The sequence below is a fragment of the Sinomonas sp. P10A9 genome, assembly GCF_041022165.1.
GTDB classification, from domain to species: Bacteria; Actinomycetota; Actinomycetes; order Actinomycetales; family Micrococcaceae; genus Sinomonas; species Sinomonas puerhi.
This window is the reverse complement of the sequence record NZ_CP163302.1, coordinates 1,094,718-1,111,057: the sequence shown is the minus strand read 5'-3', so window position 1 is coordinate 1,111,057 and position 16,340 is coordinate 1,094,718. Positions and strand designations below refer to the sequence as shown.

Below are 16,340 nucleotides of genomic sequence, written 5' to 3'. Positions count from 1 at the left end.
TCAACGGGCTGCAAGGGCTTCCTCCTTCGTAGTGGTCTGTGTGGTCTGGGGTGCCGAAGGGGCGGGGCGCATGCGGTGCGAGCCGGCATGGAGTGCCTCGGAGAGCTGGCCGACCGCCGTCACTGCCGCGGCAGCCTGGTCCTCGTCCCAGCCGGCGAGGTAGCCCTGGAGCCGCGCGATGCGGTGCTCCTCGACGTCCTCGAGCTGTGCGCTGCCCGCCTCTGTGAGGGCCACCAGCTGGGCCCTGCGGTCCTCGGGATCACGACGCCGCTCGACCAGGCCGAGGCCTTCGAGCTCGGCGAGGTGCCTGCTGAGCACGGGCGCGCTCACGCCGAGCTTGCCCGCGAGGTCCACGGCACGTCCGCCGTACTCGGCGATCATGCGCAGGACGCCCTGCGACGCGACACCGAGGTCGCCGTGCTTGAGCTCGGTGCTCGACAGGCACCGGATCACCCGCTGCAGGTCGAAGACGCGGTGGATGAGCTCCCGTGCGGTGTCGGGATCGACAGGCATGGCCCCTCCTAAGATTGATTGCTTACCGCAACTATACACCGAATGGTTGCTTGTGCAAACTAATTCGATAGGTGACCTTAGTAACACCGGTGAGCGGGCGCCGTCGTGCCTTAACCACGTCTGGGGGTCACGTTCTGAAGGTCACGTGATGTGCGTGACCCCCAGAAGGTGACCCCCAGGAGGTGACTCCCAGACGGGAGGCGGGCTTGCGCTAGGACTCCAGGTGCGTCGGAGCGAACATCTTGAGCAGCGTCTCGACCACGACGACGTTCGGCCCGTCTGCGGCGAAGCCCTCCTCGAGCGCCTCACGCACGTGCTCTGGCGCCACGCGCTTCGCGGGGACTCCGAAGGACTCGGCGAGCGCCACGAAGTCCGGCCGGGCGAGCTCCGTCGCGGTGGCCTTTCCGAAGGCCCCGACCATGTACTCGCGCAGGATCCCGTAGCCTCCGTCGTCCACGATGAGCCATGTGACCGGGACGTTGTGCTGCTTGGCCGTCGCGAGCTCGGAGATCGAGTACATCGCCGAGCCGTCGCCGGACACCGCGAGGACGCGCGCGGGCTTCCCCGTCGTCGCGAGCCCCACGGCACCGCCGATCGCCGCGGGGAAGCCGAAGCCGAGCCCGCCCGCACCCTGCGCCGAGTGGAACTGGCCCTGCCGGGCGTCCCAGCAGCTCCACGCCCAGTACGCGGAGATGGTCATGTCCCAGAACGTCTGCATCTCGTCCGGCACCGCGGCGCGGATGTCGGCCATGAACTGCAGTTCCTTGGCGAGGTCCTGCGACTCGAGCCTCGCGCGGACCTTCGCGAGCGATTCGGCGACGAGAGCCTCGGGCGACTTGCCGTGCCAGTCCGGCACGGGCCGCTGGCCGTTGTTCGACGGCGTCGTGCCGAGTGCCGAGTTGAGGGCGGCAAGCGCCTGCCCAGCATCGGCGCGGATGCCCAGGCCCGGGCGGTTGGACTCGAGGACGCGCGGCTCGGCGTCGATCTGGATGATCCGGCCGCGCGGTTCGAAGGTGAAGTAGTTCGAGGTGACCTCGCCGAGCGAGGAGCCGACGACCACGAGCACGTCGGCATCCTCGAGCACATCGGTCATGTACCGGTCCTCGATCCAGGACTGGAGCGAGAGCGGGTGCTCCCACGGGAACGCGCCGTTGCCGCCGGGCGTGCAGATCACCGGCGCGCGCAGCTGCTCCGCGAGGTCGAGGAGCGCCTTCTCGGCGTGCCCGCGCCGCGTCCCGCCCCCGGCGATGATCGCCGGGCGCTTCGCCTCACGCAGCCACTTGACCGCCTCGCGCACGAGCTCGACGCGCGGCGGGTTGTCCGCGGCCTCGGCGAGCGCGTCCTCGACCGGCGGGACCAGGATGGGATCGAGCAGCACGTTCTGCGGAATCTCGACCCACACCGGCCCCTGGGGCGAGGAGATCGCGTCGGTCCACGCGTCCTGGATCGCGCTCGGGATGCCCGAGGCGTGCTGGATGAGCCGCTGGCTCTTCGTGACGTTCGCGGCCGAGGCCTTCTGGTCGTCGAGCTGGTGCAGCATTCCCTTGCGGCGGGCGCCAAGTCCATCGAGCGGAATCTGGCTCGCGATCACGACCATCGGCACGCCGGTCGCGTAGGCCTCCTGAAGGCCCGCGAGCGAGGTGAGCGCGCCGGGGCCGGTCGAGAGGAACAGGACGCCGACCTCGCCCGTGGCGCGCGAGTAGCCGTCCGCCGCGAACGCCGAGTTGTTCTCGACGCGGCTCGAGACGAAGTGCAGGTGGCCGCGCCCCATGGCATCGAACAGGCCGAGCGCGTGCTGGCCCGGGATGCCGAACACGGTCTTCGCGCCGAGCGCCTCGAGGGTCTCCACCACGAGGTCCCCGCCGTTGCGCAGGGGTGCCTCCACGTGGACGTCGTCATGCACGACGGCGGACTGGTCGCCCGCCGCTCCCGCGTCACCCTGGTTTCGGCTGCGCTCAACGACCGTTGCGCGCGCCTGGGCGTCCCCCGCCCACGGCGACTCGACCGGGCTCACTGGGCACCCGCCGTCGTGCCCTGTGCAGCGGCACCGGAGCTGGCCCTGCGGTCGACTGCACTGTTCGCCTTCGGCAGCTCGCTCATGAGCGTCACGAGGTCGTAGGCGACGTGGCTCGCGGCGACGCCGGTGAGCTCAGCGTGGTCGTAGGCCGGGGCGACCTCGACGACGTCGGCTCCGACGACGTTGAGCCCGCGCAGGCCGCGCAGGATCTCGAGGAGCTCGCGGCTCGTGATGCCGCCGGCCTCGGGCGTGCCTGTGCCGGGGGCGTGGGCCGGGTCGAGGACGTCGATGTCCACCGAGACGTAGAGGGGACGGCCGCCGATGCGCTCGCGCAGCTTGGCGACGACCTCGCGCACGCCCTTGTAGTAGACGTCGGAGGAGGTCACGATGCCGAAGCCGAAGCGGCGGTCGTCCTCGAGGTCGCGCTTGCCGTACAGCGGTCCGCGGGTGCCGACGTGGGAGATCGCGTCGGTGTCGAGGATGCCCTCCTCGACGGCGCGGCGGAACGGGGTGCCGTGCGTGTACTCGGCGCCGAAGTAGGTGTCCCACGTGTCGAGGTGGGCGTCGAAGTGCAGGAGTGCCACGGGCTCGCCGGCGCGCTCGGACGCGGCGCGCAGCAGCGGCAGGGCGATCGTGTGGTCACCGCCGATCGTGAGGAGGCGCGCGCCGTCGGCCGTGAGGTCCAGGGCGTTCTGCTGGATCGTCTCGATGGCCTCGTGGATGTTGAAGGGGTTGACGGCCATGTCCCCTGCGTCGGCGACCTGCGCGTTCGCGAACGGCGAGGCGTCCAGCGCGGGGTTGTACGGGCGCAGGAGGCGGCTCGCCTCGCGGACATGGTTCGCGCCGAAGCGCGCGCCCGGGCGGTAGGACACGCCGGCGTCGAACGGGACGCCGACGATCGCGATGTCCGTCTGTCCCACCTGGTCCAGCCGGGGCAGGCGGGCGAACGTCGCCGCTCCGGCGAAGCGCGGGACGCGGGACGAATCGATGGGACCGAGGTTGCCGTTCTCCTCGATGCGCAGCTCTTCCAAGGGCACCTCCATTGATGCAGTGTGGCTGTGATCCACACTACAGGAAAAGTTGCCTCATATGCACCCCTTGTTTACGCGGACACTATCCCGCCGTGAGACTCAGGATCGCAGACCTCACCTGCTGCCCCTCCTTCGAGGCCCACCACGCCTTGGCATTTTCCACGCTCCCGCACCTGTTGAGGTCCTCGCCGCCAAGCCAGACATTGAGGAAGTATGGGGGTTGCACGGCGCCCGGCCCGACGGGCACAGGGCCCCCCGGGGGAAGGCCCCCGGCAACGCCGGCCCCGTCCGATGGCACCTGCGAAGAGATCCGCAGCCAGCAGACAGTGCCGGGCCCGCCGGCCGGTTGGGGCACCTCGGCGAAGTACGCGTACTGGTACCCCGCGAAGCCGCCCGCAGCGAGACCGGGGAGCGCGCCCGATTCGATGACCGTGCGCTGCACGGGCCACCCGACGTCATAGGCCCCGGAATTGATCTGCACCGTGACGACGGGCTTCCCCAATGCATCCTTGAACGCGGCGGACTCTCCATTGCCGCCCATGCCGGCGTAGGTCTTCGCGTCAACGGTCCAGCTCGCCGGATATCGCAGGCTCAGCTTCTGAGTGGTGAAGGAGAACGTCGCCAGGTTCTCGGTGGGAGTCGGGGTCGGCGTCGGGGTCGGCATGGGCGTCGCGCTCGCTGTGGCGGACGACGGCGGCGCAGTGCCCTGCTTCGTCGTCTGCGGTGAGGCTTGAGGCGCCCCGCAGGCGGCCAACGCCGCCGCGAGCGCGAGCGCTGCGGCGGCCTTGAAGGAGGAATGGCGTCGAGTCATGGCCGGTCCTCTCACCTGACGCATGGTGCCTGCCTACATTGTCGGCCCCGAGCGATCAGCAGGGTAGAAGCTACGCCATGGCCAACGAACCCGGGCGCCTGTCACGGAACCCGGATAGCAGGAGCGCACGCGCCGTCGTGGGTCACACCGGCGCTAAGGTTCCATAAAGAGCGGTTCCCGCCGGTTCGCCGTGGCCTACGCTCCAAGCTGCAGCACCCCCATATTCCGAGAGATCAGCAGGAGCCATGTCCACTCTCATGCGGCCACCGGCCGAACCGTCACCGCGCCGCAGGAATCGCAGATCCAGCTTCAGGCAGTGGCTCCTCGAGGGAATGCCGGAATCCGCAGGCAAGCGGCAGGGCCCCCACGGCGTCCCGCACGAGGACCACAAGCCCTCCTCATGGTGGCGGGTGATGTGCCTCACTGGCGTCGACTACTTCTCAACGCTCGGCTACCAGCCGGCTATCGCCGCGCTCGCCGCCGGACTTCTCGCGCCGCTGGCCACGATCATCCTCGTGGTCGTGACGCTGGCTGGCGCTCTCCCGGTATACCGGCGCGTGGCCCGCGAGAGCCACCGCGGCGAGGGGTCCATCGCGATGCTCGAGCGACTCATGCCGCGTTGGACGGGCAAGCTGTTCGTTCTCGCGCTCCTCGGCTTCGCCGCAACCGACTTCATGATCACCATGACGCTCTCCGCGGCCGACGCGAGCGCGCACCTCATCGAGAACCCCTTCGCGCCCGCGGCGCTGCACGGGCAGCAGATCACCATCACGCTTGTGCTCATCGCGGCCCTCGGGATCGTGTTCCTGCGCGGGTTCAAGGAGGCCATCAACGTCGCCGTCGTGCTCGTGGGCATCTACCTCGCGCTCAACGCGGTGGTCGTCGGGACTGCCGTGGTGCGCGTTCTGACCGAAGGGGCCATGGTCACCGACTGGTGGGGGGCGCTCACCACCCAGCACAGCAACCCGCTGATCATGGTGGGGATCGCCCTCATCGTGTTCCCGAAGCTCGCCCTCGGCCTCTCGGGCTTCGAGACCGGCGTCGCCGTCATGCCCCAGGTCAAGGGAGACCCGAGCGACACCGAGGAGAACCCCACGGGCCGTATCCGCGGAACGCACCACCTGCTGACCACGGCCGCCCTCATCATGTCCGCGTTCCTGATCACCTCGAGCTTCGCGACGACAATTCTGATCCCCGCCGCGGAGTTCGAGGACGGAGGAAAGGCCAACGGGCGCGCGCTCGCATACCTCGCGCATCAGTTCTTCGGCGACGGGTTCGGGACCGTTTATGACGTCTCGACGATCGCGATCCTGTGGTTCGCGGGAGCATCCGCCATGGCCGGACTGCTCAACCTCGTGCCCCGATACCTTCCGCGTTACGGTATGGCTCCGACGTGGGCGCGCGCCGTCCGGCCCCTCGTTCTCGTCTTCACGGCGATCGGCTTCCTCATCACATGGATCTTCGAGGCGAGCGTCGATGCGCAGGGCGGAGCGTATGCGACCGGCGTCCTCGTGCTCATGACGTCCGCCGCAGTGGCCGTGACGCTGTCCGCGCGGCACAAGAAGCAGAAGGCCCAGATGTGGGCGTTCGGCATAGTGAGCGCCGTGTTCGTCTACACCACGGTCGCCAACGTCGTGGAGCGCCCGGACGGCATCCGCATCGCGGCGCTGTTCATCGTGGGGATCCTCGTCGTCTCGTTTGCCTCCCGCGTCGGGCGCTCGTTCGAGCTGCGCGCCACCCATGTGCGCCTCGACGAGCAGGCGCTCGAATTCCTCGCGGACACGGACCAAGGCCCCATCCGACTCATCGCCCACGAACCGAAGCGGCTTGACTCAGACCGGTACCGGTCGAAGCTCGAACACGCCCGCGCGGCCAACCACCTGCCCGAGGACGCGGACATCCTGTTCATCGAGGTCGTCGTGGACGACTCCTCCGAATTCGAGCAGGAGCTCGACATCCATGGCGTCAAGCGCCACGGCTTCAAGGTCCTCGAGGTGCACTCCAGCAACGTGCCCAACACCCTCGCCGCGATCCTCCTGCACCTGCGCAACGTCACGGGACTCATGCCGCACATCTACTTCCGCTGGACCGAGGGGAACCCGGTGGCGAACCTCACCAAGTTCCTGTTCTTCGGCGAGGGCGAGATTGCGCCTGTGACTCGCGAGGTGCTGCGCGAGGCCGAGCCGGACATCACCGAGCGCCCGTGGGTGCACGTGGGCTAACACGCCTCTGGCGTCCTCCCCGCACGTTCCCGCCCGGTTGCCGACGCCGCTGGCAACCTACTCGCGCCCCTCATCGAAGGGGCCACAGAGAAAGGCCAATGCCATGAAGGCCTTCTACAACCTCTGGTACCGCCACGGAACGCCGCCCTGGGTGGGCCCAGCCAGAAGCGAACTCGTCCGGCTTGTCGAATCGGGCCGCGTCCCGCCCGGTCGCTCCCTCGACCTCGGCTGCGGCGAAGGGGACAACTCGATATTCCTCGCCCAACACGGCTTCGATGCAACAGCTATCGACTTCGCGCCGGCAGCCCTCGTGAAGGCGAGGGCCAAGGCGGAGGCCGCGGGCGTCGCGGTGCGCTTCGTGGAGGATGACCTCACGCGCATGAGCAACGTGGCTGGGGCATTCGACGTGCTCGTCGACTACGGCTCGTTCGACGATCTGAGCGTCCAAGACCGCGACTCATACATGCGGGCCGTTGTACCGCTGCTGCGCTCGGGCGGGCTGTTCCTGCTCTGGTGCTTCGAATGGGTTCCGTCACGGTGGGAGCGCGCGGCCGTCGCGGCGCTGCCGTTCGGGCAGATGGCGCTGCTCCCGGGCGAGGTAGAGCGCCGGTTCGGGGCTGAATTCGCGATCGAGCGAGTCGCAGGGGAGTCCGGACTGCGTGGGTGGCCGCACGGCTGGGCGGCGTATCTGATGACGCGGAAGTAGGGACCGCGTGACGCGTGCCCCACCGGGCGGGTCCGCGTGCAACACCGCATACGCGAGCGAGAAGCATCTGGAACGGGCGGGCGTCAGCGCGACGCGGCGGGCACGAGGATCCAGAGCACCGTGGCCGGCTCGTCCGTGGGGTTGATCCACGTGTGCGGCTCGCGGCCGGGAAAGCTGAGGGTGTCCCCGGCGTTCAGGGTGTACTGCTCGTTCGTCATGATGAGGGTGAGCGTGCCACGCACTACGTGGAGCACGTCCACGTCGCAGTCCACGGCGTACAGCTCGGACTCTCCCCTGCCGTGCGGCGCGATGTCCGCCTGGAGCACCTGCAACCGGCGCTCGGATCTGGCCGTGAGAAGCTTCTCCACGATGCCTTCGCCGCCGAGCGAGATCCGGGGTGCTTCCGCGGCCCGCGTGAGCGAGGTCTCCGGGACGGCGAACAAGTCGCCGATGGCGATCGAGAGCACTTGGCACAGGGTCACGAGCGAGGCCACGGACGGGGAGGTCAGGTCGCGCTCAACCCGTGAGAGGAAGCCCTTGGTCAGTCCGGTCGCGTCGGCCACCTGCTCGATGGTCATGCGCTGGGACTGGCGTGCAGCGCGGATGCGGGAACCGATCGCGACCGGCGCGTTGGTGGGCTCGACGGGGAGTGCTTTCATCGGTGCTCTTTCTGGGCGAATGCCGTGACGGCGGTCGCAACGGACTGTTAGACGAATCACCCATAGCCTATCGGACAACACCTGTTGCCCAACAGGAATCCGCACCTGTTACTGAGGATTTCCGCGCGGGCGGGAGCCACGGTTGGCGCGGCGCATCGAGGATCCCGCACCCGTTTCGGTCGCCTAGCCTCCCCCGACGAGCGCACGATGGCGGCCCGGCCGACCTACTGGGCAAGAGCGACCAGAAGGAGCTTGAATTCAGGCTCGCCTAACTCCCAGACGGCGGTTGACCGCGCGAATTCGGAGGCCGAAAAGGTCTACAGTAGCCGAGGCAATGGGGCCACTCAGTACCCTCAGTTCCACAGGAGCCTCCATGCAGAAGACGCTGCCTACGCCCTCGGGCCGCCGTCCCGAGCCGACCTCCGCCGACCTCCGCCGCTGGCGCCAGTACCTCGCCGATGAGAAGGCCGAGGCTGCGATCTACCGCGCGCTCGCCTCGCGCCGCGATGGCGAGGAACGCGACATCCTGCTCGGCCTCGCCGAGGCAGAGCGCCGCCATGAGGCGCACTGGACGACTCTCCTCGGCGACAGAATCGGCCGTCCGCGCGCGGCGTCGCTGCGCAGCCAGCTGCTCGGATTCCTCGCCCGGCACTTCGGCAGCGTGTTTGTGCTCGCGATGGCCCAGCGCGCCGAAAGCCGCTCCCCGTATGCTTCCGACCCCTACGCGACGCCAGCCATGGCCGCAGACGAGCGCATCCATGAGGAAGTGGTGCGAGGCCTCGCCGTCCGCGGCCGGACCCGGCTGTCCGGGATGTTCCGTGCCGCCGTTTTCGGGGCCAACGACGGGCTCGTGAGCAACCTGTCGCTCGTGGCGGGCATGGCCGCATCCGGCGTGGCGAGCCACGTGGTCCTGCTCTCTGGCGTCGCCGGGCTCCTGGCCGGCGCGCTCTCGATGGGTGCCGGCGAGTTCATCTCGGTGCGGTCACAGCGCGAGCTGCTCTCGGCGTCGCGCCCCACGCAGATCACCCTCACGGCCGCGCCGGATCTGGACCTCACCGCGAATGAGCTGGTACTCGTGTACAAAGCACGCGGCATGAGCCAGACAGCCGCCGAGCACCGCGCGGCCGAGCGCCTCGGCGACTTCTCCTGCGACTGCGATCCCAGCCTGTCCCTGCACCCCGAGAAGGAGGAGCCCGAGGACGAGCACGAGGCGATCGGGTCCGCGTGGGGCGCCGCGAGCGCGAGCTTCTGCTTCTTCGCCTCAGGTGCAATCGTGCCGATCATTCCATTCCTGTTCGGGATGGTCGGGGTCCCGGCGCTCCTCGTGGCCGGTGCGCTCGTGGGCATCGCGCTGCTCGGAACAGGCGCTGTCGTGGGTCTGCTCGCGGGCGCCTCGCCGCTCACCCGGGCGCTGCGGCAGCTCGCGATCGGCTTCGGCGCAGCTGCCGTGACGTACCTGCTCGGGTTCGTCTTCGGCGTCTCGATGGGCTGACGACACCCCATGCACGGCTGACCCCGCACCGCGGACAGCTGACCCCGCAACGGCGAGAGGTGACCCTGCATCCTGACGACCGGATGCGGGGTCACCTCTCGCCGTTGCGGAGTCGCGTCTCAACCATGCGGAGTCACGTCTCAGGCTATTGTCGCGATCACCGCACCCTCGGCAACCTCCGCCTCCTCAGCCACCGAACGCGTCACGGTACCGGCAACGGGGGCGGTGACCTCGGCGTCGACCTTCTCGACGGCAACGTCGGCGAGGACCTGACCCGCGGCGACCTGTTCGCCGTCCTCGACGTACCAGGTCGCAAGGACCCCGGACGAATCTCCTGCGTCGGTCATCTTGGGGAAGCGGACCTCCGTGCTCATCCGGCCACCGCCGCGCGGACCGCGGCCTCGATGCGGGCGGGGGTCGGAAGCACGGCATACTCGAGATCGCGCGCGTACGGGATCGGCACATCTGGCACGCAGACCCGCGAGAACGCGGCACCACGGCTCGCGGCGTTCTCGGCGAGAGTCGCCGCAATCTCGCCCGAGAGCCCGAACGACTGGTAGTCCTCATCCACCACGATTACCCGGCCGGTCTTCGCGGCCGTCGCCACGATGGCCTCGCGGTCGAGCGGCACCACCGAGCGCAGGTCGAGCACCTCGACGCTGATCCCCTCCCCCTCGAGCTTCTCCGCGACGTCGAGGCTGTGGTGCACGGACAGGGACAGCGTGACGATGCTGACGTCCGTGCCCTCGCGCGCAACCCGCGCCTTGCCGATCGGCACGATGTAGTCCTGCTCGGGGACGGCACCGATGCTCCGCTTGTTCTTCGCCATCCACGGCAGGCCCATGACGCCCTTGTGGAACATGTACACCACGGGGTCGTCGGACTGGATCGCGGCGGTCATGAGCCCCTTGGCGTCGTACGGCGTGGACGGGACCACGACCTTCATCCCCGGCAGGTGCGCGAACGTCCCCCACAGCGACTGCGAGTGCTGCGCCCCGTCCGAATAGCCGCCGCCGGTGGCCGTCATGAGGACCATGGGCACGCGGACGTTGCCGCCGGACTCATAGTGGATCTTGGCCATGTGGTTGTAGATCTGGTCCATGCACACGCCGAAGAAGTCGACGAACATGAGCTCCACGATCGGCCGCATCCCCTCCACGGCCGCCCCGATGCCGAGGCCGATGAACGCCGTCTCCGAGATGGGCGTGTCGATGACCCGCTGTGGGCCGAACCTGTCGAGCAGCCCGGTTGTCGAGGAGAAGATGCCGCCATACGCCCCGACGTCCTCGCCCATGACGAACACCTCGGGGTTGGCCTCCATCTGGGACCCGATCGCCTCCTGAAGGGCCTTGGCCGTGTTGAGACGGCGCGTGCCCGCTTCGGGTTCGACGGGGAGGACGGGCGACGGCGCGTGCGCGCCCGCCGCTGCCGGATTCTGTGCCGTGACGCTCATGTCAGGCTCCTTCCACGAATACGTACCGGAGGGCTTCCTCTGGTTTCGGTGTGGGTGAGGACTTCGCGAACGCGAGCGCATCCTCAACCTTCTGTACCGCCTCGGCGCGGTACCCGTCGACCGCGGAGGCGTCCAGCGCGCCGTCGTCCGTCAATGCCTTGATGTAGGCCGGGATGGGATCGTGTTCTGGGACCTCGGCGAGCTCGGGCCGGTAGCCCTGGGCGTCGCCCTCGAAGTGGCCCCAGAGGCGCAGCGTGTGCACCTCGAGGAGGGTGGGGCCCTGGCCCGAGCGGGCCCGCGCAACGGCCTCGCCAGCCGCGGCGTGGATCGCCTCGACGTCGTTGCCCTCGACGCGCACCCCGGGCATCCCGTAGCCGGCGGCGCGGTCGGCGTTGCTCGCCACGGATGTGGACGCCTTGCGGGGAACGGAGATGCCCCAGTCGTTGTCCTCGACCACGAACACGACCGGGAGCTTCCACAGGGCCGCGAGGTTCAACGACTCGTGGAACCCGCCTTGGTTCGCTGCGCCCTCGCCTGTCACGGCCACGGCCACGCGGTCCGTGCCGCGGCGCTGGAACGCGAACGCCTGCCCCAGCGCGGGCGGGTACCCTTCGGCGATGATGCCGGAGCATGAGAAGTGCGTGTCCGGGTCGAAGAGGTGCATGTGCCCGCCGCGGCCCCGGCCGAGCCCCGTCTCGCGGCCGTAGATCTCCGCCGCGAGCCGGTTCAGGTCCATGCCGTGGGCGATCGCGAGGTGGTGCGGGCGGTGGGTGGCGGTGACGGCGTCGTTCGCCGTGAGGTGCGCGCAGATCCCCGCGGCCACGGGCTCCTGCCCCGCGGAGAGGTGCATCTCCCCTGGAATGAGGCCCGCGCCGATGTCCCAGGCGGGCTTCTTGTCTGCGTGGTAATCCCGCAGGATCGCCTCCTCGAAGGCCCTGATCAGGATCATGGTCCGGAGCAGTTCGACCCGCTCCGCGGCCGCAAGCCCCGTGGGGGCGGCGGCATGCTGGATTGTCATTGGTTCCTCCATCACGCTCGGCCGCGGCGTCGCTACCGCGGCTGCCGATGCCTTGAGCGTAGGAGGGTCCCCGCAGTGCCGGTACGGGAGGTATTTCAGATGGTGAACTCTGCCCCGATGGTCAGGGACAGGCGCCCGGCCGCGGCACCGAGCTCGCGGGCGATAGTCTCCGCAGACGCCCGTGAGCCGATTGGGAGCGAGACGGCCAGCGACCCGACGAACCCCTGCGCGGCTACGGGCACGGCGACGCAGCGGTAGCCGAGTGCATACTCCTGGTCGTCCAGCGAAAGCCCCGGGGTAAGCCCGGCCCGGCGCGCGAGCTCGCCGCTCGTGCGCACCGTGTAGGGGGTGAGCGAGACGAGCGGATGCCGCTCCAGATAGTCCGTCCGGGCTTCCGCCGGGAGGGAGGCAAGGATCTGCTTGCCGAACGCCGTGGCGTGCGCGCTCTCCTGGACGCCTACCCACAGGTCAACCCGCGGGGTCGTCGGGCCGTCAACGATGTCCACGATCTCGATCTCGCCGTCGTCATACCGGCTCAGGTAGGACGCCGCGTGCAGGTGGTCCCTCAGGCCGGCGAGGGCGCCCCGCGCGCGGGCGAGCAGGGCGCCCGGGCTCGCGGCCACCTGGCTCGGGTGGGCGGGGCCGAGCACAAACCCATCCGGCTCCTGCGCTAGGTACCCCTCGTGGACCAGAGTCCGCAGGAGGTTGTACGTGGTCCCGAGGCTCAGACCTGCGACCCGCGCAAGCTGTTTGGCCGGCACCGGCCGTGATGAGCTCGCGATTGCGTCCACGAGCTCCAGCGCTCGGCTCACCGACGCAATGAGAGTTGGGGCTTCAGCCGGCTTCATCGTCGCCACTCCGGAGAAGGTGGTGTGGATCACATCACCTCAAGTCTACCCGGCGGCGATCTCCCGCGCCGCACCGATGATCGCGTCGACGCGCCGCGGGCGGCGGAGCCCCGGCGGGACCGCCGCGACCACCGAGTTGGACGGCAGCGGATCCGATATCGGCACGAGGACCACGCCAGCGGTCCGGAAGTTCTCATCCATGCCCTCCCAGACATTGGTCACCGAGTACGCCCGGCCGCTCGCGACAATCCCGCGGATGTTCTCCGCGACGACGCTCCTCCAGCGCACCCGCGGTTCCACACCGACCGCCTGGAACATCGAGGTGACGCGCTCCGCACTGGGCGGGACGTCGAACAGCACCGCGTCCTCCTCGGCGAGGTCGGCGAACCGGAGTGAGGGCCTCGTTGCGAGGGGGTGGCCATTCGCGAGCATGATGTGGGGCCGCGACTCGGCGATCGTCACGAGGTCGACGCCGGGGACTGCCTGGAGCGAGTAGACGAACGCGGCGTCGAGCTCGCCGTCCGCGACCGAGCGCTGGAGTTCCTCGGCCGCGCCTTCGACGAACTCGAGCTCGATCTCGGGCCACCTCGCCGCAGTCTCGGCAAGAAGCCTCGGCATGAGCCGGGGACTGATCGCAATCATGCACCCGAGGCTGACGCGCCCGCGGAGCTCCTCCCAGCCTCCCCGCACGCTGCCCGGGATCTCGGCAACCTCGCCGAGGATGCGCCGGGCCCTGCCGCCGAGGGCCGTTCCCGCTGCGGTAGGGACCAGCCGTTTGGACCGAGATCTCACGAAGAGGTCGACGCCGAGCGCCTTCTCGAGCTGGGCGATCGCCATCGATGCCGCGGCCTGCGAGATGCGGCTGCGCTTCGCGGCCTCGGTGACCGAGCCTGCGTCGAGCACCGCGACGAAGTATTCGAGCTGGCGGAGGGTGAACTCCGAAGACATAAGCACTCCTGATAAGAGACCTTCGATTGATTGATTATACAAATCATGTGGCGGACACCACACTGGGACGCAGACCCCCGATCAACCAAGGAGCTCCCGCATGGCCCTCACCCTCGAACCCCACGTCGTCACCCTCGGCACGGCAGGCGGCCCGCGCTGGTGGTCGGCTCCCGACTCAGGTGAGCGGACCGGGATCGCGACCGCGGTCGTCGTCGGCAACGCGTTCTACCTCGTGGACCTCGGCCAGGGCGCCGGGCGCCGGATCGCGCAGGCGGGCCTCGACCTGAAGGACCTGCGCGCGCTGTTCATCACACACCTCCACTCGGACCACGTCTACGACCTCGCCGGGCTGGGCATCTTCGGCCTCTACGCGCTCCAGGACCGCGCGGGGACGGATCCCGTCCGGATCCTCGGCCCCGGCAACCGCGGCGAGCTGCCCCCGGTGTCCCCGCGCGCCGTCGTGCGCCCCGAGCCGCTCGCCCCGCAGAGCCCGACGCCGGGCACGCGCGAGATGTTCGAGACCCTCATGGCCGCGCACGCGACGGACCTCAACGACCGCATCCTCGACTCGCTCAAGCCGAGCCCGCTGGACGTGTTCCGCGCCGAGGACATCGAGATCCCCGCCGGGATCGGCTACCACCCCAACACGAACGCGACCCCCGAGATGGATCCGTTCGAGGTCTACCGGGACGAGCTCGTCACCGTCACCGCGATCCTGGTCGAGCACCCACCGGTGGCGCCGGCCTTCGCGTTCCGCTTCGACACAGCCGAGGGGTCTGTAACGATCTCCGGCGACACCTGCTTCACCCCCAACCTGATCACCCTCGCCCAGGGCACAGACCTGCTCCTGCACGAGGCGATCGACTTCGAGTGGGTCGAGTCCCTGTACGGGGACAAGACCGACGACGCGTCGCGCGCCGCGCGGGACCACCACTACAAGTCCCACACGAGCGTCCGGGAGGCGGCGAAGGCCGCCGAGGCCGCCGGCGCCGGCACCCTGGCGCTGCACCACCTCGTCCCCGGGCATGCCCCGGACATCGTCTGGACCGAGGCCGCCGAGCACTTCTCCGGCCCATTCGTGCTCCCCAGCGACCTCGACGTCATCCCCTTCGGCCGTCAGCGCTGACGGCCGCCCCCCTTGCGTCCATCATTGGAAGAGGATCCCAGCATGACCATTGAAACCAGACTGACCGCGCAGCCCGCCGCGCCGGCCGAGACACTCAACACGAAGGACATGCGCCGCATCCTGGCCTCGTCCTTCATCGGCAGCGCCATCGAGTACTACGACTTCATGCTCTACGCGACGGCGGCGTCCCTCGTGTTCAACAAGGTCTTCTTCGCGAACCTCGGGCCGGGCTTCGCGATCTTCGCCTCGTTCGTCACGCTCGCCATCGGCTATGTCGCGAGGCCGCTCGGCGGGCTCGTCTTCGGCCACTTCGGCGACATCCTGGGCCGGAAGAAGATGCTCGTCCTGTCCATGCTCATCATGGGCGCGGGCACGGTGGCGATAGGCCTTCTGCCCCCGACGGCGCAGATCGGCGTCGCCGCGCCGATCGCCCTCTCCGCGCTCCGGCTCGTCCAGGGCATCGCGGTGGGCGGCGAGTGGGGCGGTGCGGCGCTCATGGCGATCGAGCACGCTCCCGCGAAGCACCGCGGCTTCGCCGCAGCGTTCGCCAACGCGGGTGGCCCGGCTGGCGCGATCCTCGGCACCCTCGCCCTCTCGCTCTTCGCCGCCGTCTCGGGGAACCAGTTCCTCACGTGGGGTTGGCGCGTGCCGTTCCTCCTCTCGGCGCTCCTGATCCTCGTGGGCCTCGTCATCCGGCTGCAGGTGTCAGAGACCCCCGCCTTCAAGCGCCTCGAGGCCGAGGGCGAGAGGCGACGTGTGCCGATCCTCGACGTGCTGCGCAACAACAAGCGCGCGGTCCTCCTCGGCCTGACCGCGACCACCGCGTTCTACGTGTGCCAGTCCATGACCACGGTGTGGGGCGTCTCGGTCGCCATCGAATCCGGTGCGGACAAGAATGGCGTGCTCAACATCAAGGCCGCGGCTGCCGTGCTGACGCTCATCGTGACGTTCTGGTCTGCGCGCCTCTCGGACCGCTTCGGACGACGCCGCCTGCTCGCCGTGGGCACGCTCTCCGGCGTTGCGCTGGCGTTCCCGATCGTCTTCCTCATGACTAACGGCACTCTGTGGGGCTTCGCCATCGCGATTGTGCTCGGCAACGGCCTGGTCCAAGGTCTCCTGTACGGACCGATCGCCGCCTATGTGGCGGAGCAGTTCCCCACCCGCAATCGGTACACCGGGGCATCGCTGGCATACCAAGGTGCGTCGATGCTCGGGGCCGGGTTCACTCCGATGATCGTCGCCGGCCTCGCACTCCTGACGGGCGGCCTCTGGGTGATCGGCGGCTTCTGGATCGCGATCCTGTTCCTCGCGTTCGTGGCGGTGCGGGCCACACCGGAAGGCACGAAGCGCGACCTCGACTGACCGCTCATCGCAGGAATGTGACCCCGCATCCTTGAGAGGTGACCCCGCATCGGTCTTGATCGTTGCGGGGTCACCTTTCGCGGATGCGGAGCCACCTTCCTGGGATGCGGAGCCACCTTCCTGGGATGCGGGGT

Annotated in this window: 15 protein-coding genes; 5 read left to right on the top strand and 10 right to left on the bottom strand. The window is 69.2% G+C overall.

Translation table 11 applies throughout. The features are described from left to right. The 4 genes from AB5L97_RS05050 to AB5L97_RS05035 form a co-directional block, all read right to left on the bottom strand. Positions 1–513 (bottom strand): MarR family winged helix-turn-helix transcriptional regulator, encoded by a 513-nt coding sequence (locus AB5L97_RS05050; protein ID WP_369046708.1) that lies wholly within the window; start codon positions 511–513, stop codon positions 1–3. A gap of 211 nt (positions 514–724) precedes the next feature. Beyond that, a complete protein-coding gene (locus AB5L97_RS05045; RefSeq protein WP_369047358.1) occupies positions 725–2,416 on the bottom strand; it encodes a thiamine pyrophosphate-binding protein in 1,692 nt (563 codons plus the stop codon). A gap of 107 nt (positions 2,417–2,523) precedes the next feature. Then, a complete protein-coding gene (speB, locus tag AB5L97_RS05040) occupies positions 2,524–3,561 on the bottom strand; it encodes an agmatinase (RefSeq protein WP_369047357.1) in 1,038 nt (345 codons plus the stop codon). Positions 3,562–3,643: 82 nt separating this feature from the next. Further along, positions 3,644–4,372 carry a hypothetical protein gene (locus AB5L97_RS05035; RefSeq protein ID WP_369046707.1) on the bottom strand — a complete coding sequence of 243 codons (729 nt, stop codon included), beginning with the start codon at positions 4,370–4,372 and terminating at the stop codon, positions 3,644–3,646. Between the two features lie 245 nt (positions 4,373–4,617). On the opposite strand from AB5L97_RS05035, the gene AB5L97_RS05030 reads away from it, so the two are divergent. Together AB5L97_RS05030 and AB5L97_RS05025 are read left to right on the top strand one after the other, a co-directional pair. Next, entirely contained in the window at positions 4,618–6,594 is a 1,977-nt protein-coding gene (locus AB5L97_RS05030; RefSeq protein WP_369046706.1) for an amino acid transporter, read from the top strand. 103 nt (positions 6,595–6,697) lie between these two features. Beyond that, a complete protein-coding gene (locus tag AB5L97_RS05025; RefSeq protein ID WP_369046705.1) occupies positions 6,698–7,300 on the top strand; it encodes a class I SAM-dependent methyltransferase in 603 nt (200 codons plus the stop codon). Between the two features lie 83 nt (positions 7,301–7,383). On the opposite strand, the gene AB5L97_RS05020 is transcribed toward AB5L97_RS05025, so the two are convergent. Next, complete coding sequence (locus AB5L97_RS05020) at positions 7,384–7,959, bottom strand: helix-turn-helix domain-containing protein (RefSeq protein ID WP_369046704.1); 576 nt, start codon at positions 7,957–7,959, stop codon at positions 7,384–7,386. Between the two features lie 373 nt (positions 7,960–8,332). Between AB5L97_RS05020 and AB5L97_RS05015 the strand changes: the two genes are divergently transcribed. Then, positions 8,333–9,451 (top strand): VIT1/CCC1 transporter family protein, encoded by a 1,119-nt coding sequence (locus AB5L97_RS05015; RefSeq protein ID WP_369046703.1) that lies wholly within the window; start codon positions 8,333–8,335, stop codon positions 9,449–9,451. A gap of 140 nt (positions 9,452–9,591) precedes the next feature. Here AB5L97_RS05015 and AB5L97_RS05010 read toward each other — a convergent pair whose 3' ends face one another. From AB5L97_RS05010 to AB5L97_RS04990, 5 genes are all read right to left on the bottom strand, one after another. Further along, positions 9,592–9,825: a biotin/lipoyl-containing protein gene (locus tag AB5L97_RS05010; RefSeq protein ID WP_369046702.1), complete on the bottom strand. Its 234-nt coding sequence runs from the start codon at positions 9,823–9,825 to the stop codon at positions 9,592–9,594. After that, positions 9,822–10,904 (bottom strand): alpha-ketoacid dehydrogenase subunit beta, encoded by a 1,083-nt coding sequence (locus tag AB5L97_RS05005; RefSeq protein WP_369046701.1) that lies wholly within the window; start codon positions 10,902–10,904, stop codon positions 9,822–9,824. The genes AB5L97_RS05010 and AB5L97_RS05005 overlap by 4 nt, the downstream gene beginning before the upstream one ends. Before the next feature lies 1 nt (position 10,905). Beyond that, complete coding sequence (locus tag AB5L97_RS05000; RefSeq protein ID WP_369046700.1) at positions 10,906–11,922, bottom strand: thiamine pyrophosphate-dependent dehydrogenase E1 component subunit alpha; 1,017 nt, start codon at positions 11,920–11,922, stop codon at positions 10,906–10,908. Positions 11,923–12,017: 95 nt separating this feature from the next. Further along, entirely contained in the window at positions 12,018–12,803 is a 786-nt protein-coding gene (locus tag AB5L97_RS04995) for an IclR family transcriptional regulator (protein ID WP_369046699.1), read from the bottom strand. Positions 12,804–12,815: 12 nt separating this feature from the next. Next, on the bottom strand, positions 12,816–13,718 hold the full coding sequence (locus AB5L97_RS04990) for a LysR family transcriptional regulator (protein ID WP_369046698.1): 903 nt from the start codon (positions 13,716–13,718) through the stop codon (positions 12,816–12,818). 100 nt (positions 13,719–13,818) lie between these two features. On the opposite strand from AB5L97_RS04990, the gene AB5L97_RS04985 reads away from it, so the two are divergent. Continuing rightward, positions 13,819–14,844, top strand: a complete 1,026-nt coding sequence (locus AB5L97_RS04985) for an MBL fold metallo-hydrolase (protein ID WP_369046697.1) — start codon at positions 13,819–13,821, stop codon at positions 14,842–14,844. Positions 14,845–14,886: 42 nt separating this feature from the next. Further along, a complete protein-coding gene (locus AB5L97_RS04980; RefSeq protein ID WP_369046696.1) occupies positions 14,887–16,206 on the top strand; it encodes an MFS transporter in 1,320 nt (439 codons plus the stop codon). Positions 16,207–16,340: the final 134 nt, after the last annotated feature.